The sequence below is a fragment of the Paenibacillus sp. DS2015 genome, from assembly GCF_050433705.1.
Classification (GTDB): Bacteria; Bacillota; Bacilli; order Paenibacillales; family Paenibacillaceae; genus Paenibacillus_AQ.
The window spans coordinates 47277-71888 of the sequence record NZ_JBNPWS010000017.1 but is presented as its reverse complement, the minus strand read 5'-3'; the positions used below and the strand labels follow the sequence as shown (position 1 = coordinate 71888).

General features: G+C 41.8%; 18 protein-coding genes. 5 read left to right on the top strand and 13 right to left on the bottom strand.

Annotated elements, in window-relative coordinates:
* The first annotated feature begins 51 nt into the window (after positions 1-51).
* The gene (locus J2T13_RS15510; RefSeq protein WP_429372806.1) at positions 52-2079 is read left to right on the top strand and encodes a beta-galactosidase; all 2028 of its coding nucleotides are present in this window, start codon (positions 52-54) and stop codon (positions 2077-2079) included.
* 318 nt (positions 2080-2397) lie between these two features.
* Here J2T13_RS15510 and J2T13_RS15505 read toward each other — a convergent pair whose 3' ends face one another.
* Complete coding sequence (locus tag J2T13_RS15505) at positions 2398-2997, bottom strand: HD domain-containing protein (RefSeq protein WP_429372804.1); 600 nt, start codon at positions 2995-2997, stop codon at positions 2398-2400.
* A gap of 229 nt (positions 2998-3226) precedes the next feature.
* Between J2T13_RS15505 and J2T13_RS15500 the strand changes: the two genes are divergently transcribed.
* Both J2T13_RS15500 and J2T13_RS15495 read left to right on the top strand, forming a co-directional pair.
* On the top strand, positions 3227-5212 hold the full coding sequence (locus J2T13_RS15500) for a GTP-binding protein (RefSeq protein ID WP_429372802.1): 1986 nt from the start codon (positions 3227-3229) through the stop codon (positions 5210-5212).
* Between the two features lie 45 nt (positions 5213-5257).
* The gene (locus J2T13_RS15495) at positions 5258-5926 is read left to right on the top strand and encodes a tetratricopeptide repeat protein (RefSeq protein ID WP_429372800.1); all 669 of its coding nucleotides are present in this window, start codon (positions 5258-5260) and stop codon (positions 5924-5926) included.
* Between the two features lie 29 nt (positions 5927-5955).
* Here the strand turns inward: J2T13_RS15495 and J2T13_RS15490 are convergent, their stop codons facing one another.
* From J2T13_RS15490 to J2T13_RS15475, 4 genes are all read right to left on the bottom strand, one after another.
* Positions 5956-6582: a GDSL-type esterase/lipase family protein gene (locus tag J2T13_RS15490; RefSeq protein WP_429372798.1), complete on the bottom strand. Its 627-nt coding sequence runs from the start codon at positions 6580-6582 to the stop codon at positions 5956-5958.
* A gap of 214 nt (positions 6583-6796) precedes the next feature.
* Positions 6797-9958 carry an MMPL family transporter gene (locus J2T13_RS15485; protein ID WP_429372796.1) on the bottom strand — a complete coding sequence of 1054 codons (3162 nt, stop codon included), beginning with the start codon at positions 9956-9958 and terminating at the stop codon, positions 6797-6799.
* Positions 9955-10431, bottom strand: coding sequence for a MarR family winged helix-turn-helix transcriptional regulator (locus J2T13_RS15480; RefSeq protein WP_429372794.1), 477 nt, complete (start codon positions 10429-10431; stop codon positions 9955-9957). The genes J2T13_RS15485 and J2T13_RS15480 overlap by 4 nt, the downstream gene beginning before the upstream one ends.
* A gap of 241 nt (positions 10432-10672) precedes the next feature.
* Positions 10673-12649 carry a glycoside hydrolase family 127 protein gene (locus J2T13_RS15475; RefSeq protein WP_429372901.1) on the bottom strand — a complete coding sequence of 659 codons (1977 nt, stop codon included), beginning with the start codon at positions 12647-12649 and terminating at the stop codon, positions 10673-10675.
* A 139-nt stretch (positions 12650-12788) separates the two neighbouring features.
* Here J2T13_RS15475 and J2T13_RS15470 point away from each other — a divergent pair, with 139 nt between their 5' ends.
* Both J2T13_RS15470 and J2T13_RS15465 read left to right on the top strand, forming a co-directional pair.
* Positions 12789-13685, top strand: coding sequence for an AraC family transcriptional regulator (locus J2T13_RS15470; protein ID WP_429372792.1), 897 nt, complete (start codon positions 12789-12791; stop codon positions 13683-13685).
* Positions 13686-13740: 55 nt separating this feature from the next.
* Entirely contained in the window at positions 13741-13863 is a 123-nt protein-coding gene (locus J2T13_RS15465; protein WP_429372790.1) for a hypothetical protein, read from the top strand.
* A gap of 127 nt (positions 13864-13990) precedes the next feature.
* Here J2T13_RS15465 and J2T13_RS15460 read toward each other — a convergent pair whose 3' ends face one another.
* From J2T13_RS15460 to J2T13_RS15425, 8 genes are all read right to left on the bottom strand, one after another.
* Positions 13991-15160 carry a hypothetical protein gene (locus J2T13_RS15460; protein WP_429372788.1) on the bottom strand — a complete coding sequence of 390 codons (1170 nt, stop codon included), beginning with the start codon at positions 15158-15160 and terminating at the stop codon, positions 13991-13993.
* Positions 15161-15963: 803 nt separating this feature from the next.
* Positions 15964-17247 carry a hypothetical protein gene (locus J2T13_RS15455; RefSeq protein WP_429372786.1) on the bottom strand — a complete coding sequence of 428 codons (1284 nt, stop codon included), beginning with the start codon at positions 17245-17247 and terminating at the stop codon, positions 15964-15966.
* 180 nt (positions 17248-17427) lie between these two features.
* On the bottom strand, positions 17428-18609 hold the full coding sequence (locus J2T13_RS15450; RefSeq protein ID WP_429372784.1) for a hypothetical protein: 1182 nt from the start codon (positions 18607-18609) through the stop codon (positions 17428-17430).
* A gap of 320 nt (positions 18610-18929) precedes the next feature.
* Entirely contained in the window at positions 18930-19697 is a 768-nt protein-coding gene (locus J2T13_RS15445; RefSeq protein WP_429372782.1) for a 3-oxoacyl-ACP reductase, read from the bottom strand.
* A gap of 13 nt (positions 19698-19710) precedes the next feature.
* Entirely contained in the window at positions 19711-21189 is a 1479-nt protein-coding gene (locus J2T13_RS15440; protein ID WP_429372780.1) for an acyl-CoA reductase, read from the bottom strand.
* A 20-nt stretch (positions 21190-21209) separates the two neighbouring features.
* On the bottom strand, positions 21210-22352 hold the full coding sequence (locus J2T13_RS15435) for a CoF synthetase (RefSeq protein ID WP_429372778.1): 1143 nt from the start codon (positions 22350-22352) through the stop codon (positions 21210-21212).
* A complete protein-coding gene (locus J2T13_RS15430; RefSeq protein ID WP_429372776.1) occupies positions 22349-23746 on the bottom strand; it encodes a solute carrier family 23 protein in 1398 nt (465 codons plus the stop codon). The genes J2T13_RS15435 and J2T13_RS15430 overlap by 4 nt, the downstream gene beginning before the upstream one ends.
* A 97-nt stretch (positions 23747-23843) precedes the next feature.
* Positions 23844-24611 (bottom strand): thiazole synthase, encoded by a 768-nt coding sequence (locus tag J2T13_RS15425; protein WP_429372774.1) that lies wholly within the window; start codon positions 24609-24611, stop codon positions 23844-23846.
* Position 24612: the final 1 nt, after the last annotated feature.

The window sequence follows — 24612 nt, the reverse complement described above, 5'->3', positions numbered from 1 at the left end:
GAATATAAATGATATATTATAGTATTATTCTTATATGAAGAGGTGAAGGACATGATTAGCAACAAACTCCCTAAAATGTTCTACGGTGGGGACTATAATCCTGAGCAGTACGACCATGCTACTCACTTGGAAGATTTACGTATGTTTAAATTAGCAGGAATCGATATAGCTACGATCAATGTATTCTCTTGGGCACTTAATCAGCCTAATGAAGATACTTACAATTTTACATGGCTTGATCAACTCATAGACAGCTTGTACGAAAGCGGTGTATATGTATGCTTGGCTACAAGTACCGCAGCACATCCAGCATGGATGGCGACCAAATATCCTGATGTACTGCGCGTCGATACCAACGGACAACGCCGTAAATTCGGTGGACGTCATAATTCTTGTCCTAGCAGCCCCACATACTTGAAATACTCCGAGCGTATTGCTCACAAACTAGCAGAACGTTATAAAGACCATCCCGCCATTCTGGTGTGGCACGTATCTAATGAATACGGTGGTGAATGTTATTGTGATAACTGTGCTGCTGGCTTCCGCATATGGCTACAAGAAAAATATAGTACACTAGACAATCTTAACAAAGCTTGGAACACCAACTTCTGGGGACATACTTTCTACGATTGGGAAGAAATTGTACCTCCTACAAACCTAAGTGAGCATTGGGGTAATAACAGTTCTACGTTCCAAGGAATTTCCTTAGACTATTCACGCTTTAATTCAGATAACATTCTGCACGGCTACCGCTTGGAACATGATGCTATTAAAGCTATTATTCCCGATTCCATCGTTACTACGAATCTAATGGGTGCTTATAAACCTCTAGACTACTTCAAGTGGGCAAAGCATATGGATATCGTATCGTGGGACAGCTACCCAGGCCTAGATACTCCAGTAAGCTTCACAGCTATGGCACATGATCTTATGCGTGGGCTGAAAGACGGACAACCTTTCATGCTGATGGAACAGACACCAAGCCAGCAGAACTGGCAGGCATATAATTCACTGAAGCGTCCAGGCGTTATGCGCTTATGGAGCTATCAAGCCGTAGCCCATGGTGCTGATACCATTATGTTCTTCCAAATGCGCCGCTCAGCAGGTGCTTGTGAGAAGTATCATGGGGCAGTTATTGAGCACGTTGGACACGAGCATACACGTGTATTCCGTGAAGTAGCAGAAGTAGGCAGAGAATTACAACTGCTTGGTGACAAGACATTGGATGCTGTAACTGAATCTAAAGTCGGAATTTTATTCGATTGGGATAACTGGTGGGCTATGGAGAAATCTAGCGGTCCGACCGTTGCACTCAATTATTTAGATCAAGTACACAAATATTATGCGGCTCTGTTCCGTCGTAACATCTCCACAGACATTATTAGTGTAGATAGTGACCTTAGTAAATATGACATCGTCATAGCTCCTGTCCTATACATGGTTAAACCAGGCTTAGCTAAGAAATTGGAAGACTTCGTACAAGCGGGAGGATCTTTCTTAACAACCTTCTTCAGTGGTGTCGTTAACGAGAACGATCTAGTCACGCTTGGTGGTTATCCGGGAGAGCTTCGTAAGATGCTAGGCATCTGGGTAGAAGAGATCGATGCCTTATTCCCAGACAAACGCAATAAGATTGTAATGAAAGACAGTTTAGGGGACCTTCAAGGAGACTACAGCTGTGGACTATTATGTGATTTGTTGCATAGTGAAGGTGCAGACATATTAGCGGAGTACGGAGAAGATTTCTACCAGGGGATGCCTGTATTAACTCGCAATAAGTTTGGTAAAGGGGAAGCATGGTATGTTGCATCTGACCCAGAAGATAACTTCATAGATGGGCTCTTGAAATCCATATGTGATGCCAAAGGAATTACGCCTTTACTGGTAACACCTGCTGGGGTTGAGGTAAGTCGTCGTTCCAAAGATGGTCAAGACTTCTTATTCGTCATGAATCACAATGCGGAGGAACAAGCGGTTGAGCTAGGTTCACTTCAATTCCGTGACCTCCTGACAGAGACGGACCTTACAGGAACCGTTCAAATTGCAGGTCGTGGTGTTCAAATTCTAGAAGTGAAATAAATGTAGTGCTCAGAAAGCTGCCTAATCTAACAGGAGGCAGCTTTCGTGCATTTAACTACAACTTTATATTCCGATCACAGCTCACAACTCAGGCATATTCCACTCGATGTGGAATATGCCTGAGTTGTGTTTCTTATAGTGCGAGTTCAAAAAGTCGACTTTTCAGCACCGAGAAGATTGGATGAAGCAAGGGAGTGAGGAGCGGAGCGTAGGCAGTACCTACGTGAGCACCGGAAAGACCGGCTGAATTCAATATTCGACGTCGATTAGGCCTCTTGATATGCTTCGTGATCAAAAGATGTCTTTTTGAACAACCTCTTATAGACTAGCGGGTAACAGATACCCCTTCTCAACTGCATCATGAATGAGCTCTTCGGTCATTTGATATAACCCTGGCATATTGTCACGTAGAAATTGAATTCGTGCAAGCACACGGTCCGCAGTGACCTCATGTTCCCTCCAAGCTTTACCTTGCGTGTAATAATTATGTAGCAATGGCTGAATACGATCCATCGCTACAGCATAACAAGCTTCGGATGTATTGGCTTCTTCAAATTCAAGCCATAGTGACATCATCTCGTTGGACTGCTCTTCTGGCAGTAATCCAAAGATTCTTATAGCTGCATCCCTTTCACGCTCAAACTTCCCTACCTGCCCTGCCACATCATAGGCGAAGGTATCGCCAGCATCAATCTCTACGAGATCATGAATAAGGAGCATTTTCATAACATGAAGAAGATTCACCTCGCGATCCAAGGTATGGGTTTGTAGCACCCAAGCCATCAATGTGATGTGCCAAGAATGCTCAGCATCGTTCTCATGTCTAGACTTATCCATAATATATGACTGCCGAAAAATAGTTTTGAGACGATCTACTTCGCGAATAAACTCAATTTGTTTCGTTAAATGAAGATCCAATGAGACTCCCCCTCGTTTCTAATCCATACAGTAAAGCTACTATATACGATATATAACTTCCTATGTAGAATTTTTTCAACAATCTTCATATTACTATAAGGAACTAAATTTTACTTAGCTCATGGATCAATTCTAATGATATGGTAAATAACCTGATTCTAATAACAACCTATATGAGCCTATGATATAATAAAAATTACTATAATTGTTTTCTAACGGAGCTGCTTACATGACTATTCAATCTAGAAGAAACGTCGGTATATTTGCACATGTTGATGCAGGGAAAACAACAACTACCGAGCATATGCTCTACACAAGTGGTGTGATCCGAAGTTTAGGAAGTGTAGATCGGGGAACGACACAGACCGATAACCTAGAAGTGGAACGGCAGCGGGGAATTTCAGTCCGATCAGCCACAACCTCCATAGTCTGGCAGGATGTATATATTAATTTAGTGGATACACCGGGACATGTCGACTTCTTATCCGAAGTGGAACGCTCACTACGTGTCATGGACGGAGCTATATTAATCGTATCCGCGGCTGAAGGCATTCAATCTCAGACGGAGACGATCTGGCAGGCGCTGAAGCAACTTGGAATTCCAACCCTCATCTATGTAAATAAAATGGATAGGATTGGCGTAGATGTCATGAATATTATGAAACAGATCCAGCATCTGATTACACCTTTTGCCGTTCCTTTAAATGTACCTCAAGGAGAGGGGGAGCAATTTACTGAAATTAATTCTTTGTTTACTAATCTAACTGAGATCTCTCGATTTGGAATGTCTAATCAAAGCGTAATGGAGTCTGTCATTGAACAAGATGAACAACTCATGCTTCGCTATCTCGACGGTGAAGTGATTCCTGAGCATGAGATTTTAAGCAAATTTCAAGATCTCAGTCAAAAGGCTCAGCTATTTCCTATCTGCTTTGGGGCCTCTGAGCGAAGCATTGGTGTTACTGAACTACTGAATGCGATTGTTCAGTATCTTCCTGCCGCGGCCGGTGATGATGAGGCAGAGTTAGCCGGGGTTATTTTCAAAATAGAACGCGATAAGACGATGGGACGTACCTCTTTCGTACGCTTATATAATGGAAAGTTAAGAAATCGAGATTCCGTACACAACATAACCCAAAATGTACAGGAGAAAATCACCCAAATACGTAAGCTCGACGGCCGTAAGTTTGTAGATATAGGACAAATAAGTTCCGGTGACATTGCAGCAGTCTACGGACTTAGCCAGTCCAATATCGGTGATATTCTGGGTAGTTCACATGGCGTCCCTCCCTCTCCATCTATGGCCGTGCCCTTGCTAACCGTTCAGGTCCATGAACAAGATCCGACACGTTATCCCGCTTTGGTAGAAGCGTTGCAAGAATTAACAGATGAAGATCCTTTACTTGATCTACAATGGTATCCGGAAGAACGTGAACTTCATCTGAAAGTAATGGGTGCTATTCAACTAGAGATTCTAACCAGTCTGCTCGCAAGTAGATTCGGTCTGCACATCATATTCGACCAACCCTCTGTCATTTATAAGGAAACTCCAAGTCAGCGAGGCGAGGGATATATTGCCTATACTATGCCTAAACCCTGTTGGGCCATCCTTCGTTTCACCATCGAGCCCTTACCCCGTGGAAGTGGCCTGATCTATAGCTCACAGGTTCGTAGTGATGATCTTCTACTTAGATATCAGAATGAAGTAGAAAGACGCATTCCAGAAGTTCTGCAGCAAGGTCTCCAGGGTTGGGAAGTAACTGACCTAAAGATCACATTAACAGAAGGACAACATCATGTATGGCACACACATCCGCTTGATTTTGTGGTTGCCACGCCTATGGGGATCATGAACGGACTTGATCACACGGGGACTACTTTGCTAGAACCTATGTTGCACTTTCGAATCACTACACCCGAAGACTACAGTGGTAAAATACTTAGCGATCTAGTACACATGCGAGCAGATTTCGAAGCCCCCTCTGTTCTTCAGGGAAGATTCATGGTGGAAGGCGTTGTCCCCGTAGCTTCCTCACTTGAATATCCAATAAAGCTACGTTCTATGACTGGAGGTAAAGGCATCATGGTTTGTTCTTTTGCAGGATACAAGGAATGTCCAGAAGATACGACCATTAGCCGCACAAGACGAGGAGTAAATCCGCTCGAATCATCTAAGTATATTCTTAGTGTCAGGAATGCCTTATCTCAACTATAGTCAGTCAAGAGAGCTATTTTACTAATATCATTATGGAGGGAATTCATGAAATTTATTGGTTTTTTCTTATTATGGCGATTGTTAGGGAATCCATTTCTAGCGTTACTTGTTATTCTTGTAGTTGTTTATCTCCTGGACCGTCGCTATGTCGGGGTGTTTCCCAGTATCACAAAGCCCTTTAAGCGGATGAGTAAGATTTCCAAACTCCGTAGTGAAATTGCTCTAAATTACAACGACGTTTCTTCTAAATATCAGCTAGCTCGATTACTCATGGAGCGCAAAAAATACAAAGAAGCATTGCCCATATTGGAGAAGATTCAAGAACCCTATGAACATTCTGCTGAATACTGGAGCGATCTAGGCACGGTGTTGTTAAATTTAGGGTCTATCGATCAGGGTGAAGTCTACATTCTTAAAGGGCTAGATATTAACCCTAAAGTCAAGTATGGGGAACCTTATCTCAGATTAGCAGGAGTCTATCAGAATCAAGATCGTGATAAAGCTCAGCATTATGTCCGGCAATTCCAAACGATTCAATCTTCTTCAAGCGAGGCATGTTATCTGTTAGGTATGATGTATAAAGCATTAGATCGTAAAGAAGATGCCAAATCTGCATTTCAAGAATCTATTGATATCTACCGTACGCTTCCGAAGTATAAAAAACGTCAAGAACGCAAATGGGCCGTTCTGAGTCTTTTGAGAAAATTGACCTAGTGGTCTGAAATCACTGAAATATAGACCGCTTAACTCAAGGGTCTATATCCCAAACGATTTAATTGATCTGCAATGATACGATAGCCACGACTATTAGGGTGAATATGGTCTAGCGATAATAGCTCTCTTTCTCTTCCATAAAAAAGAGGGTATATATTAGCCACTTCTAACGTCGCGCTCTGAAACCGCTCTATATATTGGTTGAACCTCTGAACATAATAAGACGCTTCTTCTATTTGGGGAAGAGGGTTATATAAACCAATGACTCGAATGATATAGCGCTGATTCCCGTTTCTCTTTATCTGATGTAACCCTTTGATAATATGCTCGAAATTCGTCTGACAGTGAGCAAGTGCTTTGTTGAAATGTTGAGATGTTACACCTGTTGTTCTAGCGGCTCTGATTAGATCATTCCCACCAATTGACAATGTAATAATATTTGCCTGTTGTAACGATTGCCTAAAGGTTAAGTTTCGACTTATCAGATCGTATTGCCCTTGGGTAGTCAACCCAATAACTCCCAAATTATCATAAGTTACCGAAGTTTGAAGATGATACTCGGCAAGTCTTCGATATGTGGGTACGAATCCATTGCCAGGCAAAGCCCCATACCCAACTGTTAAAGAATCACCGATAGCCGTGTAATGGTACACCATCTTTGATCCCCCCTCGAATTGATTTTACTCACTTTCGTTCATGTAAACCTTGCACTATTAATTTATGAATAATAGATGTTTCTCGTTACGGACAATCGAACATACTGAAATTATTTATTTTCAAAATAAATACCAAAGAGGCTACCCTAACAAAGGGAGCCTCTTCTGGTTATCATTTATCTAGATCTATTCTATTTATATATCTAATATCTATCTACATATGAATCGATCTATTCTCGGAACTCTCTTCTTGTTTATTATGGAATGGCCACCAATTTGCTCGTCCGAATATCTTCACCATGACAGGTACGAAGAACGGAAGCATCAGCAGTGAGTATAACCCCAGTCCTACAAGAACGACTGTTGCTATTTGTAGCATTGACAGTACGCCCGATGGATACATAGAAGCAAATGTGCCACTTAATATAACAGCTGCAGATAGAATGACAGTCCCCATATTCCGCATGGCATGAAGAATCGAATCTTGAACATTCCAACTTTTATTCTCATTAAACCGATCCATCAGGAAGATACTATAGTCAACCCCAAGCGCCATTAACATTACAAACCCGAAGAACGGCGTTACCCAGCTAATACCCGTGTAACCCAGCATATTTACGAAGATCGCTTCTGTCACACCTAGTGCCGTGAAGTAGGTAAGCACTAACGAACCTATAAGATATAACGGCATAATAATAGATCTCAACATAATCACAAGAATAATGAAAATTCCTACAAGCATCAAGGTAACCGTCCGCTTGTAATCTTCATTCGATATTTGTTGTAAATCTGCGAAAGTACTTGTCACACCATGAATAGCGATCTCAGCATTCTCTAATTTAGTCCCAACAACGGCTCTATTTACTGCGTTATGAATCTCTTCTATACTACCGATAGCTTCCGTACCATAAGGATTCTCTGCAAATATAACATCAAGAGTCATAACCTTACGTTGCGGAGATAGATAGGTATCAAATACCTGTGTGAAGTCTGCATTCTTCAATATTTCTTCCGGAATATACCATCCACTGAACTCTTGATCTGGAGCATCTTCAATCTGTGTTAGAAATTGTTGCGCAGTCGTGATACCACCTGAGATTTGAGATAGTCCTTCAGCACTCTGATCAAGTCCCTCCGTTAACTCACTAATCTGTCCTGTTAATTGACCGAATCCATCTTGTAATTGCTCCTGTCCATTCTGTAAATCAGATAACCCTTTCTCTAGTTGAGGCACTTGCCCAACGATTTCTCCTTGGCCGTCGGCAGCTTGAATTAATCCTGATTCAAGCTTGCCCATACCGCTAATGAATTGATCGAATCCTTTAGAGAGCGCTGTTTGCCCTGCAGATACTTCCGCATATCCTTGATTCGCTTTAATCAATCCTGCGGTCACTTGCTCAAATTGACTGCTCATTTTTGTTATCCCAGCAGATAGTGCTAGAGCACCCTTACCCGTTTCCGTTACGGTTCCCTTAATTGTAAGATAATCTGTGTCCTGAAGCAGTTCTGGATAACTGACCTCCAAGCTGGTAAATGATGCATCTAGTTGGTTTAATCCAAAGGCTACACCATTCATTTGCTGTTCTATTTGTTTCAGACCATCGTCAAATGCGCTTATGCCTTTCTCTATTGTACCGTAGCTAGCTAGTAACTGTTCATTGGCTTTTGCTAGCTGAACTGCACTTTCCTTAGCTGTTTCTAAGCCCTTCTTCAGTTCTCCAGCTCCCATGGAGCCGTCCTTAATCCCGTTTTGAATCTTACTAAGTCCCACACCAAGCTCACGAATACCATCCTTAAGCTTACCTGTACCCTCAGACAATTTCCCTGTACTTGAAACGGCCTCTTGCAGTTTGGGTTCATTATCACTCAATTGACGACTTGCTTCAGCAAGACCCGTCTGGATCTGATCTATCCCTTTACCACCTTCACCCAAACCATTGGACAATGTTCCAAGCTGCTTAGGGATTTGGAAATCTTCAATGACATCTCCTGTAGGTCGAGTTAAACTACGTACCCCGGCAACTCCACTTACCTTCTCGACTTCACGGCTAATCTCTTCTGCAAGAGCCATATATTCTGTAGTATCCATCCGATCATCATTCTTGATTACAATTTGACCTGGAAGGGATTCTCCTGGTCCGAAGCTATCTGAGATAATATTAAAGGCTTCAACGGATTCATAATGATCTCCAATTTCATCAAGACTATTAAATGATAGCTTTCCGTCATATGTGACTAGAAAAGGTGTAACGACAATAGCTACAATGAGCAGTGCTGCCCATGGACGCTTCAGAGAGAATTTACCAGCTGCCCCCCATAGTTGATTCTCCTTATGCTCAATCGATTTCTTCATAGGCCAGAATAATGTACGACCTAACACGGCCATAAAGAAAGGAACAATGGTCACTAAAGCAACCATCATCACCGCGACCCCAACGGCTACAGCCACAGCCGATTGATACAATGAAAACTTCGCTAAACCAATGGCAAGAAATCCTACCAACACTGCAAGACCAGAGAAGAATACCGTCTTTCCTGCTGTCCTATAGGTCTCCGTTATCGCTGCGCGTATATCATCTTGCTGACTTAACTCTTCCTTAAAACGACTAATTAATAAAATACAATAATCCGTCCCTATTCCAAACATCACAGCCACCATGAAGATTTGAGTAAAGGTCGAGATTGGAAAACCAAACCATTCCACCAAAAAAGCAACGATGGATTGTGACACAATATAGCTAATACCAACCGTTAAAAGAGGCACAAAAGGTGCGACAAAAGAACGGAATACGGCAAACAATATGATGAGTATAAAAACAACTGTAATGTACTCCGATTTCTTTAGTCCCGCTTGTGAACTTACAATACTATCCTCACTGATCTGATCTTTACCTGTCAAATAATGAGGCACACTAACCGATTCTAAAGCTGTATGTAATCCCGCTTCTATTTCTTTCATAGACATCGTACTTAAGTCCACAGTAATAGAAGTCATGATGGTATTGCCGTTCTTGGCTATTAATTTGCTAGCAATCTCAGGTTGTTCAAAAGGATTAATAATCGACTCAATGCTCAGGTTCTCCTTGTTGTTCTCAAGATCACCTAGCGCCTGCTTAATCGCTTGTGTAGCGGCAGCATCAAGCCCCTTCACATCATGGAACACAAGAGCTATTTGAGTTTCCTTACTACCCCCACTCTCCTTAGCTACCTCATCCATAATCCGTGTAGCTTCTGTAGAAGAATAGCCATTCGGAACATCGATTTGTCCATTCTCACGGATCAAATCACTTACCGGTGGTGCCGTAAGTACCAGCACTACAGCTACAATTAACCATAGTACAACAATTCCCCATCTAGCCTTAAGTATGGTTTTCATATTTTATTCTCTCCTCCTGTCCCTGTATCTTGAACCAAATGCGCCAGCCGCTCATATAAGGTAATAAACGTCTCAATATCTTGCTGTGTGAAATGAACAAGATAGTCCGACACCATCTTCTGTACCTGTGACTCTGCCTCCGTATAAATCTTATGCCCATACTTACTCAAAGATAAATAAACTTGCCGACGATCTGATTCATCTCTTGTCCGCTCAATCATACCGTACTCAACAAGACGATTGGTCATGGCTGTAATGGAGCTTTTGCCTACATAGAATTGTTCTGCTAGAACTGTAGATGTGCAGTTTGCACCCTCCAGATAGATTAAGCGTAAAAGTTGATACTGATCACTTGTTAATTCCTGACCAATCACTCCACTAATTTCTCCTTGAAAACGTTTAGTCATAATCATCGATGCTGTCATATATCGTTCAATCCAATGCCTTGATTCATGTTCCACTTCTCTAGCCACACCTTTCCCACTTCAATAGTTCACCACTCAAATAGTTTTACGATAGAATAGTTCACCACTCAAACCATTATTCCGTAATAGAACTATATTCCAGTTGGTTAATTGTGTCAATTCCGAATATTAACCTAACGATAAAAAAAATCACTCACTTACATCCCTGATGAGCAAATGTAAGAAAGTGATCTACGTTGACAATAAAATGTAGTGGAAACAGCGTTCCGTTTTGGAGGATGTTACCCTCTCAAATTGTATTCGTATTCGCAGTTCTAATCCATACTGTCATTTCCCCTGGCTCGCGATTTCCCCAACTATTATAAGGAACAGCCACTAGTTTGACGGGCTTGGATGTAGATGAAGCACTCAATGGACGATATAAACAGTTTCCCCAGTCATTGGGTTCATCTACCATACCTTCTCCTTCAATAACCATCCGACCTCCAAGGAGATTAGGGTCAAATCTTGCTGTTAATTGACTATTCGTAGTTAATGTCATTGAAGCTAGAGGTGCCCCATTATCGATCTCCTCCACACAATATACGAGAGGGCCTCGTTGGATCGCTACTTTACCTGCATTTGCCCGAAGCTCAGGATGGGATTGGATCAGCTGAATATCCATATTCAGTTCAAGTTGTACGATATCCCCCTTCCTCCATGTTCGCTCCATTCGAGCGTAACCATTGTGTACGACTTCTCCCAGAACGATCTCTTCACCATTAATACGAAGGGTGGCACTTTGACACCAACCTGGAATACGAAGTCCAAGTGTAAATGAACTTGCTCGCTCAGGAGAGACATGGATGTCGATCTTTCCATCCCAAGGATAATTCGTCTCTTGACGAAGCTCTACATGCTGTCCAGCAATACTAGCGCTCGCTGTTCCCCCAATATATTGATGAACATATAGCTCAGACTCACTAACTGTATACAAATATTCTCCTAGAGAAGCCACTAGACGTGCGACGTTAGGTGGACAACAAGAACAACCGAACCATTTCTGTCTAACTGATTTAACGTGATGTTTACCCGGATTCCCCTCTGACGCTTGTGGCCACACCTCTAATGGATTGACATAGAAGTAGTGTTTACCATCCAGTGACATACTCCCAATTACATTGTTATACAGAGCTCTTTCAATTACATCCGCATACTCACTGTTAGGCTCTATTTGCAACATCCGCTGGGCAAAGAAAATCAATCCGATGGAAGCGCATGTCTCTGCATAGACCGTATCATTGGGTAGATCATAATCAAACGTAAAAGCTTCACCATGATGAGTCGATCCGATTCCGCCTGTAATATACATTTGTTTGTGAACCATATTGTCCCATAATATATGACAGGCAGCCAGCATGCCTGCGTCCCCAGACTGTGCCGCTATATCAGCCATGGCTGTATACATATATACTGCACGAACAGCATGCCCATGAGCTTCTTTTTGTTCACGGACGGGAGCATGGCTCTGAGTGTATTTCAAATCAGGCCGTGATTTCTCTCCTGTCAATTCCGGTTGCCAGTATGAACTTCGTCCTCTCTTCTCCCATTCTTCCACGAAGAAACTTGGCTCTTGCCCACGTTGGTCTAAGAAATATTGACTAAGCTGCAAGTACTTTGCCTCACCCGTTGCCTTATATAACTTCACTAACGCAAGCTCAATCTCCTGATGACCATCATAGCCTTGAATTTGCCCCTGCTCTGTACCGAATACGTTACCTATATAGTCAACAAACCGGCTAACGATATCTAGAAATTTAACTTTACCCGTGGCATTGTAATAAGCCACAGCCGCCTCTATTAAATGTCCTGCTACATATAATTCGTGGCACTCGGTTAGATTGGTCCAGCGCTTATCGGGTGCTTCAATCGTAAAATAAGTGTTGATATATCCATCTGCTTGTTGGGCCTCACCAATTAAATCAATCGCCTCGTCAGCAATGGCTTCAAGTGATGGGTCACTATGCCTCGTAAGCGAATAAGCTACAGCTTCGAGCCACTTCGCTAAATCACTATCTTGGAATACAAAACCTTCGAAATTCCCTTCCTCTTTCCCTGCAGCAATCCGAAAATTACGAATCGCAAAACTAGGTTCTGCATCCTCAATCCGATCATTTAACGCTTCCCACTGGTAAGGGATCACAACATCACGAACGAGCTTGTCATATCCAGACCAGAAAGAGTCTTCAATCCTTACATTTTTTAAAGGTACATAATTATACTTCATCGCCACTAGGAATCACGCTTCCTCTCTATTATATATAATCAAATCCTATCATATAGGGATTGACTTTGTCGGTAGTCCCAGTAATACTTTAGGTAGACAAAATTGACTTTATATAACGATAATGAGAGAGGTGACTCACTTGCGGTTTCTAAAAATAGATATCTCTACTCCACTTCAATTCACACTAGGCGGGCAATTCCACTCCGATCAACCTTGGAGCCATGCGAAACGTATTATCGATACTTATGAACTGATTATTGGCACAAAAGAAACGCTATATATGCAACAGGAGCAGGAACGCTATGAAGTCACGCCTGGCCAGATTATGCTTCTTGAACCTCATCGTCCCCATGAAGGATATCAAGCATGCGACCCAGGTTTAGCCTTTGATTGGTTACATTTCTGCTGTCAGGAATCGATAGAAATCGTTGATGAAGAAGCTGTGATGCAAGAAACTGCAGTTGGTCATTCTCTAAATTCACTACATACACTCGAGAATACTTTTATTTACATACCCTTCTTTTTTACACCGCCTATTATAGATCGAATCCACATTCAATTTCGTCAACTCATGCACGTAGCAAACTCACCTGACTACAACGTCTATGCAACACATTATTTGCTTACGTCCCTTTTAATCGAAGTTTCAGAACAAGCTTTGCAACATCTGAGAGGTGTACAGCAAGGAGGGAAACAGGAGCATCAAATATCAAACATTATGGAGTGGACACGTGTCCATGCCCTAGAAAAGATACATGTGCAGGATGTGGCGAATTATTTCAACTATAACCGTGACTATTTGTCCCGCTTCTTCAAGCAACATACGGGAATAAATTTACAAGAGTATATTCATCGTCAAAAGCTGTTAAAAGCAAAGGAGCTTCTCTCACGAAGTAATCTAACGGTACAGCAAATATCCCATGAGGTTGGTATTTCTGACGAGAAGTATTTCATGAAATTATTCAAAGCATATGAGGGAATGACGCCAACAGACTTTCGTAGAGCCTATTATCAAACGTTCATGAATATGGAATAGTACATACGCTGGCCCATGTCATGTGGATAAGTGTGAACTTGGAGGGGATATTTTCATGGTTAAAAGAGGACAAATATCTCAGCAGTATACAGATGAGTTCAAGATCCTGGTAGTGAAATTTCAGGCTAAACTCAAACAGCGCGCGCCGATTGAATATCGGCACGCGCTGAAGGAATAGCTTTTTTTATTTGTCTACTTAACAGAGGGTATGATCCATTAACGGGCTTTTCCTTTTTTATGTTGGCACTTTTTTTGTCGTTGGATACGTTCGGCTTCCGGTTTGTTGTTGTTTAATTCAATGCTATTTAAGCTAAATGCTCCAGCTTGTCCAACGCTATTTTATATTTTTCTAAAATTTCAATATACTCTTCTTGGTTTTTGAAGTTACGACTCACAGAATTCCCGGCTTCATCATGAATATGGATTACTGTTTCAAATTCCCCCTTGATATAAGAAGCTACCAATCCTAAATAATACTGCGAATGACTGAAACTTATATCATGATCTTCATCAATTCTCCTGTACAGTATCTCACCTCCGGACAACTGTTCAATACTTGATTCAATCATTCGATACCCTTTAGTCAATAAATAGTCATTCATATACTCTTTAAATATCTTCCCGCAGTCAAATACATCAAAGCTCATTTGATCCTTGTATTCATCTAACTTTCTCTCAAACTGACAAGACGTCTCTTGTAGAATAAGGACAAGTTCATCCTCGTTCTTGAAGTATCTTTCGCCAGGAGAAAATAGAGGTATATTCCCATATAATGTTTTCAGATACGAATTAATACTATCTTCATCTTTGATAATCATGATGCCTGTAAAAAAACCATCCACATTCTTAAAGTAAGCAAAATCACAGGGCAACATTGTAGTAGTATTTGATATGAACCCACTTTCCGTCAGAGATGGTTCCATATGTTTTTTTATCATTTTTTTTAGAAATGATCTTTTGGGGGTGGAAATCTCGATACCGCATTGAATGAGAATTCCTTCCGGGAGCCCTTCTAGAGAATCAAAATTAAAATCATTGCTAATTTCAATCCCAAGAACTTCTTCGAACAGGTTCCAACTATTTTCATAAATAGATTCCTCATGTGCAGAATTCAAGCAGTTTGACAACTCTACTATCTTTCTAGGATTCGCTGCAAAGTCAAATAACGTATTTTCTGCTAAGTTTTGATCAGCAGGAGCATCATACTTCAGAAAAAAGGACCCGGTCTGCTCACCTTTAAAATAACCGTTAAACCCCCATCCATAATCTTCAGTGTGAACTAATAAAACCGTGCGCGTCTGTAATTCGATTGAGGTTCTAAGGCTCATACTCTCACCGTTGTCAGTGATTTCTTTAGAAGCTACTGCTATTAAATTGTCTGATACACTTTCCAAGTATCCCTTAATTTTTTGTTTTTTAAGATGTGATTTCAAATTAGTCGCCTTCACATCCCACACCAGCATGGCCAATAACATATCGCTCATTGCTACACCACCTTATTAAGGACTCCTATTTTGAGAGGTCTTGTTAATTTCCCTTGTATTCCAAATTGTTCCAAAGTATCCTAAACACATTATATCATCATATATTTGAAATCAACATATACCATTTTTTTGTAATTGAGGAAGACTTCCAACCTGGTAATTAGTTTAAAAGCAGAGAAGTTGTATCTTCATCAGTTACTTCAACGCTCCCACCCTCGAATACAGCAAATTCTATGTATTTTCTCATTGTATTGGTTTTATTAGAATACGAGATAAATAAATTCCTCCTCTTTTCATGACAAAAAAAGTACAAAAAAAATAAGGCAAACCCTACTGTTCCGTGCTTCAGTTACGATGTTATTTATTTGGATTCGATGGTTGTACAAAAGAGTAAACTCATGTAATGATTATGGACTACTGCCGAAGCTACGGACTGTGTTGAACATATCGTTCATTTAATTTGAACAAAAGTACCCTCAAGATGATCAGCCCAGAAAAGCTATCGAGGCAGGTCGCGCATGGGTGCAAGGAGTAACGCTATTGCGAATGAACACACTTGGCAATATCAACATCTTCTGTTAATGAAGAAGGGTTAGCTTCACTTCAATTATAAAAACTGAGGATGTGTCACCTTTAGAATATTTACCATCTTCGGTTGTCCAAAAAGCTGAGATCCGTAAAATAGCAGAAAACCCGGTTATAACAATGCCCGGCTTTCTGTGTTAACTTTAAATTCACCACGTCATATAGGAGCTTCTCTTTATTTTACTTGCTTAATACATACTTAAATGCCATTAAAAAAATTGCCCTCGTAGATTTGTACTATATTCTAATGTAGATTCATATTGAAGTAAGTTTAAAAATGCACCTGCGGCTCCAATGAGTTGCTCGCCTAGCTCCTGTGATGTTCTATAGTAAAAGTCTCCTCCATCACTTCTGTTCTTTGACTCTGGATAATACAAAGTATTATTAATAATCTCATTATACCTTTTCATGTAAGTATGAACTTTGGGCCTATTCTTCTGATGCTGAAACAAGATTCGCCACTTTTGATCTGCTGTCTGATAGATAAACTCTTGTTGTTCCTTATCCGCTGTCTCGCCTTCTTCCCTTAAATAAAAACCGTGTTTATTCATAAAAGGATTAAGAACATTGCGATAGACCTCCTGTAAGTTGAATTTCTCGATCCGCAGAGACTCCAGCCACGGAATCCCCTTAGTTAATACGTGCTGTAGCATTTCCAGTAGGGATGTTCGGAGTTCACTTTCATTATCGTACGAAAACTCCAGCTTATATCCATGCTCTTGCATCCAGACCTGAATATCCCATATATAGTAGGGAGGATAATAAAATAGCCTTATCTCTTTACTGATTATATTTTCAACTTTATCGATCCTAATCATGTATCGATAGGAGTCTATAACCTTGTGAAAAGTAACATCCTTTTCCAAATCGGCGCCTTTAGAGGCCGGCAGGAGAGTATATCCGTGCTTCTCCAGTGGTTCCTTTAACACTTCCAGGATGACTTCATTCACTCTCCATTTTGCTTTGTTCCCATTGACCCTAATGATTCCTTGTTCCTGTAGCTTGTTGTCACCAAGCATTTTGATATAGTCAAAAGACATAAAGGTTAGGTTTTCCAACGCAAACGCCTGCTTAAAATGATTGTCTCCATTCGGGTCGAGCGGATTGGTTTTAAGTAAAGAATGTAAAAGGATTAGCGATTCGCGGTTTGCGGCAAAAGGAAGCCAGGCCTCCGTTTGTAACGGTTCAAGCTTCATTTTCTTCGGTTGCTCAAAGGGGATATCTATATGAACCTTAAGGACTCCGTCTTCCCAAAAGTCGGCTCTCCACCCCCACTCGTCGTAGTTGCCGAAAAAAAGCACCTTTTTTTTTAACTCTGCCGATACCTTTCCAGCCCATTTATTTGCGGCCCGCAGATCATTCTCGATAAACAAACCGATCCATTCCTGGTTCACTTGAGTCAGAAAGGCTTCTTTTTTCTTCTTACGTACCCATTGCTCGAGAATCGACAGTTCTAGGTTGTGCACTAGAATAGCCGTTGTTAATTCACTCATAGGACACCTCCCTGAATAAAATAGCAGAAAACCCGGTTATATCAATGCCGGGTTTTCTGTTCTAACTTGTAATTACCACGCTTTAATATTTGGGAGCCTAAGCTAAATATCGCATTGAAATCCTTAGCGGATTTGCTAGATATAGTCGACTTAACAGTCTTTATCTCTACAGGATTATCGTTAAAAAGCTAAATGCTCCAGCTTGTCTAAGGCTAATTTATATTTTTCTAAAATTTCAATATACTCAGCTTGGTTTTTGAAGTTGCGACTCAGATAATTCCCAGCTTCGTCACGCATATAAATTTTCGTTTTATTATCCCCCTTGCTGTAAGATGCGACCAGTCCTAAATAATACAGCGAATGGCTGAACGAGATATCATGATCTTCATCAATTCTCCTGTACAGTACCTTACCTCCGGACAACTGATCAATACTTGATTCAATCATTCGGTACCCTTTAGTCAATAAATAGTCATTCATATACTCTTTAAATATCTCCCCACAGTCAAAAATATCAAAGCTCATTTGATCCTTGTATTCATCTAACTTTCTCTCAAACTGACAAGACGTCTCTTGTAGAATAATGACAAGTTCATCCTCGTTCTTGAAGTATCTTTCGCCAGGAGAAAATAGAGGTACATCCCCATATAATGTTTTCAGATGCGAATTAATACTATCTTCATCTTTGTTAATCATGATGCCTGTAAAAAAACCATCTACATTCTTAAAGTACGCAAAATCACAGGGCAACATGGTAGTAGAATTTGATATGAACCCACTTTCCGTCAGAGATGGTTCCATATGTTTTTTTATCAGTTTTTTTAGAAATGATTTTTTGGGGGTGGAAATCTCAATACCGCATTGTATGAGAATTCCTTCCGGGAGCCCTTCCAGAGAATCAAAATTAAAATCATTGCTAATTTCAATCCCAAGAACTTCTGCGAACAGGTTCCAACTATTTTCATAAATAGATTCCTCATGTGCAGAATTCAAGCAGTTTGACAACTCTACTATCTTTCTAGGATTCGCTGCAAAATCAAGTAACGTATTTTCTGCTAAGTTTTGATCAGCAGGAGCATCATATTTCAGGAAAAAGGAACCGGTTTGCTCACCTTTAAAATAACCGTTAAACCCCCATCCATAATCTTCAGTGTGAACTAATAAAACCGTGCGCGTCTGTAATTCGATTGAGGTTCTAAGGCTCATACTCTCACCGTTGTCAGTGATTTCTTTAGAAGCTACTGCTATTAAATTGTCTGATACACTTTCCAAGTATCCCTTAATTTTTTGTTTTTTAAGATGTGATTTCAAATTAGTCGCCTTCACATCCCACACCAGCATGGCCAATAACATATCGCTCATTGCTACACCACCTTATTAAGGACTCCTATTTTGAGAGGTCTTGTTAATTTCCCTTGTATTCCAAATTGTTCCAAAGTATCCTAAACACATTATATCATCATATATTTGAAATCAACATATACCATTTTTTTGTAATTGAGGAAGACTTCCAACCTGGTAATTAGTTTAAAAGCAGAGAATTTTTATCTTAATCAGTGTAATTCAGAAACAGAGATACATTAAGCAGTTGAAGATTATATCTACTTTATAACTATCAATGGTTTCAGGCTAAACTCAAAGAGCGCGCACCGATTGAGTATCGGTACGCGCTGGCTGCGCCATTAGTTCATCACGAGTCCCCCGTCTACTCGCAAACATTGCCCTGTAATAAAAGAGGACCAATCCGAAGCTAGTATTAATACCCCTCCAGCAATATCCTCAGGCGTAGCGATCCGTTTAAGGGGGGTCAGTGCTATAACTGCCTGCTTCACATCCTCTGTCGTATCACGACTTGCATCCGTTGGATAAGTTAATCCTGCAGCAACACAGTTCACACGAATTCCAAATACGCCTAATTCTGCTGCAAGATTGCGACTATATCCAAGTAACGCTGCTTTGGCTGTCGTATAATCATGATACGGTACAATTGGAAAGTCGATCAGATTCGTTACCATATTAATAATCCGCCCATCTCCTTGCCACTTCATATGAGGTATTGCTGCTTTACACACATGAAAAGCTCCTCCTAAACTGCCCTCAAGCTGTTGCTGATAATGCTCCCACTGAATACTCCAAGCAGTCTCCCGTGTTTTGGGGTTGAATGTATACTGACGTAACGCATTATTCACTACAACATCAATGACTCCATAGTCCCCTATAATACGCGATATCAGTTGCTCTACATCTCGCTCATTTGTGACATCTCCTTGTAGCGCTATTGCTTCGCCACCACTAGCTTGAATGTCAGCAACAACTCCAGCCGCCTTCTTCTCACTTGTTAAATAATTAACGATAACCGTTGCACCCAATGCTCCAATTGCTTTCGCAGTAGCTGCTCCAATACCTCGACTAGCCCCCGTCACTAGCACAACCTTACCCTTGAAATCCATGATTTCTCCCCCTCTATTCCACGTCAGCGTCATATCGTTCAGCCAGCTGTTCTGCACGCCACTCGATATCAGTCCACCGAATAAGGTCTAATAAGTTGAATCGACCATCATGATGCCAACCCGCAGGTGTTCGTGACATCTGTCCGATTGCACAGATACGATTCACCCCTGCTATACCTAACGCATTGGCAAGTTGCTGAAGCCGTTCTGGTTCCACAGCTATACCGACAGTTTGTAAATATTGCCTATGAGGCACTAGATACGCAATAACACTCTCTAATCTCTTGCATCCAAATAGGTGAACCGTCCGATTTAAAGGAGAGGTCTCAAACCCTAGATCGGCATGATAAATAACCGTCCACTCCGTTCCAGATGGACTAGAATAAACCGCAGTCCCATCTCCATTCAACCCTTCTAGCTCATATCGATTTCGAACGGTATGAATGGCTTGCGCTTCTTCTGGAAGTAACACGGCCCGAGGTTTCTTGATCTGATAACGTTGCAACTCAGCAGCGAGAAGCTGTGCGAATGCTTGGGATGAGATTGCCCCACCTTCTTCCACAAATATAGAATGCGGTGAAACACAGCCTTGTTGATCATAAGTGGATACATCCTCAGCAATCCTTGATACCGTTTCATGAAAAAGATCAGGCGTTAAGGCTTCCTTTCCCACCATTGCGAAGCTTATTTTATGACCATAGCTAATAAATCGCTTATAGGATGGTACTTGTGCGCGAATCTGATTAACGGTTTCATCCGATCCGTAGGCAATAACAGCTTCTGCGGCTTTGATGACAGCCATCTCTAAATCACGTTCTCCACCTTTCCATGGCAGGATAGCGATTGTATCCGCAAGTTGGGCGTCTACTTCTCTTAACGATTGGGTGAACAATACCGCCATCAAAGGCTCAGATGAGGATGTCTTGCCAATATTCGCGGACTTTACTAGCAACCCCATCACTAAGCTCCAAATGGGTAACCCCGGGACATTCCCAGAAAAAATATGATAGATTAGATTGGGTCCATATGCCTTACTCATTCCACCAGACTTACGTGGGCGAAATTCATCTAGAACTGCACTTGGATCTAACTCTTCATCAAGAAATCGAAGTAATTCTTTCCGGCGAAAGGTACGCATAAATCGTTTGAGCTGGATAGAGATCATATCCTTATCGTAGCCTGTTAGGATGGGGAGCCAGCGCTCTGCTCTCTGTCGTAACTCGTAGTCTGGATTACGCCATAATTGCACCGCTCTATGTATGGTATCGACAATATCCATTGTGCTTAGCTGACTAAGATATGCCTCACGATTCTTCGTCACTTGGGTTGCTATTTCTGTCATTTCCTCTGCCGTTAGACAAGGATATTGAAGAATACATCTTCCAGCAGGATCCTCGATAATGCGTTCTATATAGGCTTGGAATGTTATCCCGTTTGGTACAACGTAAGCAGGATAACGAATATCCCATTCTAGTTGATTACTCATCATCATCCGCTCCCCCCTCTACATTGTTAGCTATATTTCCCTACGTTAATTGATCCAGCTACCCGTGAACATCCGCGCGCCTCAGAGCCTTTCACACGACCTTGTAACACAAGTCCATCCTTAGTGTAATAACCTAAATCTTCTGTCAGGACGGCAAGACTAGAATTCCAGTTAGCTAAATCATAATGCGCTAGCACACCTACCTCACCTTCTTGCACTGGAAGAAGCGTATCTGGATGCAAGATGAGTGTTCTAATCCATCCAGGACCAACTTTGTCGTTCCCATAAAGCGCGACATCGGAAGTGGGTCCAATCAATGTCTGATCATATAGCTGTGAGCTTAGCTCAGTCATGCCATACATATTCAAATACTGCTCTCTATCAACATGAAAAGCCATACTCAGAGATTTGTGTAACTCATCTGTCGTTATTTCACGAGCTACTCCCTTTAAGCCACCAGTATCAAATATAATACTTCCCTTAGGCAGGGTAAATCGAAGCCGCTGTTCCTCCAAATAATCAAGGACATGCACATATGAGAAGGTTGCTCCCATGAGCAGAATAGGTTCCCCCCTCTGTTCCATATCCATTAGTGCTACGACTAATTCCTCCATAACAATTCCACTACCCTCTTGAAAAAAGAACCGACTGATCGGTGTCCCATATAACTGAACCGCTCTACTTACATAACGAGACAACGAGGATTGAGCATTCTGCTCGCTGTTAGGTACAAGTACAAATATCGTCATCCCGTCTTGCCTTGGAAGCACGAATCTCTTAAATGATGCAGCCATAGAAGCATCCCATACTTGTAGCCATGGATGGATATTTCGTCCTCGTTGATCGACATTCGTTGTCCCACTTGTCATGAATATAGCTTCCGCTTCTTCCTCAGGTTCACAGGATAAAGTCAATGTTTTAAAAGCTTGCACAGGAAGGGGAGGAATCTGTTGCCACTGCCTAACCGAATGTGGAGACTTCCTCCGTGCTTGGCAATATTTACGATAAGGAATATTAAATTGAAACTGATAGTTAAACAACCGTAATGCCAGTTCGTTATAGTCCGCTTCCATCGTTGGATGCTCACCGTAATTAGCTGAGGTATGCTCAGCATACTGTTCGATAAATCGCAATATTTCCTTGGTGATGCTCGTTGATTCCGGCTTCATCCACCCAACTCCTTCGACTTTATCAACTTCATATGCAATAACTTAAATCCATGCGGAATATTGACAAGGACGAGCTGTAGTACGACGGCAGTTATTGCCCCTACAAGGATGGAGTTGGATAGAAACTTCCCAGTAAAGCCAGCCGCACCTTCAAATATAGGAGGCAATGAAATGGCTAATAAGATGGATAGGCCTGCTATGGTGAAATTCGCTTCATTCTTAGCCATTCTCGCAAGAATGCTAATACCCGAATAAATTAATGTAGCCGCTGCTGGCAGAAAAAGTCCGCCTACGACAGGGGCAGGTGTAACGACCAATAAAGCACCTGCCTTGGGTACAAATCCCAAGATCAAAAATATCACACCTGCTACCGTGACCGCATGACGTGAACCCACACCCGTTAAACGTAGGAGTCCCACATTCTGAGCATAGGCTGTCGTTGGGAAACCACCTATAAGTGTGGAAGCGATCGAACCGGCCGCCTCTCCTGAGAACCCATAACGAATCTTCTTGGCATCCAGCTTCACACCGACCATATCGGCTGCCGCATGATATACACCCATCGCTTCAATAACCGCTACCATATAAGCGAAAAAGAACGTGGCAAACGTCACCCAATCAAACGTTAAAGAACCATAGGGTAGAAATTTCGGTATCCCGAACCAACTCTTCTCAGCCACTGAGGAAAAATGAATTTGACCTAAGCCGAAGGCTAGAACATCCCCCACAAGTAAGGCGATTAGAAATGCAAACGAACGTAATATCCCTTTTCCAAAAACCGTTAATACAACAACTATGAGTGCCGTCGAAATCGACATAAGCAACACTGAAGGGCTAGCAAAGGTTTCACTTCCAGGCTCACCGCCCAGAAATTCAAACAACGTAAAGCCGGATAATGCGACTCCAACAATGAAAATGACTGCACCGGACACGACAGGCGTAAAGATTGACTTCAGACGACCTAGAACTCCAGTAATAGCTAATATGAACACAATGATTCCGCTGAGAATAATCCCCCCACCTGCCGCAGCCAAGCCATTATCTCTACCCGCTGAGATCATCAAAGAGTCGAATGCAGCCGATGGGCCCTGCACGACAGGAAGCTTGACAAGGCGCGTAGCCTGAACCAACGTTACCAATCCAGCCGCGATAAATATCGCATTGACCATATTACCAGCTAACGCCATCGGTAACCCGATGAGCGCAGCTACAAATACAGGATCAAGCCACACATTAGATACAAGTACATGCTGTAAGCCATAGAGAATATTTTTGCCTACGGGTAGCTTTTCCTCGACGCCAACGGTCAGATAGATCGGTTCTTGCTCAACTGTTTCAAGTAAAGGGTGGTCTAGTGTGCCCTCTACTATTTCAGACGAATGTTCTGCCTTCATTTTCTCTTCCTTTCCAGTCCATCCATTCTTAATATATATGGGTTCTGCCTATCTGAATCTATTGGTGATAACAGCCGTTTCCTTAATCATCGCTCATTCAGTTAGGACTCCAGCCTTCCATCGGACTGCTAGCTGATGCGTATCGTTTCTTCGGAATTCTTCCAGCTTCGTACCCGAGTCTTCCTGCTTCAATCGCAAGCTTCATCGCCAAGGCCATTTTCACTGGATCGCCAGCTCCCGAAATAGCTGTATTTAGTAATACACCATCCGCGCCAAGCTCCATTGCGAACGCTGCGTCAGCAGGACTCCCAATCCCGGCATCGACAATAACAGGTACTGTCGCCTGCTCTATAATAAAGCTTAGATTCAGAGGATTAATAATACCCTGACCCGATCCAATGGGTGATGCACCTGGCATAATAGCATGAACCCCTAAATCCTGAAGTCTCTTCGCTAACAACACATCATCCGATGTATATGGCAGGACGATAAATCCTTCAGCTAACAGCATTTCAGATGCTTTTAACGTCTCAATGGGGTCTGGTAGCAATGTCTTAAAGTCGCCTATAACTTCAACCTTGATCATGTCACACAGACCCGATGCCTTAGCCAGTCTAGCAATCCGAACAGCTTCCTCTGCTGTCTTAGCTCCGGCTGTATTCGGGAGCAACGTATATTCGCTAATATCCAACATTTCTAGAAAGTTAGGCTGAGTCGCCTCATAAATATTCATTCTTCTAACCGCAAACGTCAGAATCTGTGACTCCGATACATCTACCGCTTCCTTCTGAATCTCAAAACTTGGAAACTTCCCCGTTCCGAGCAATAACCTTGAGCTGAATTCATAGGACCCTATCTTTAACATG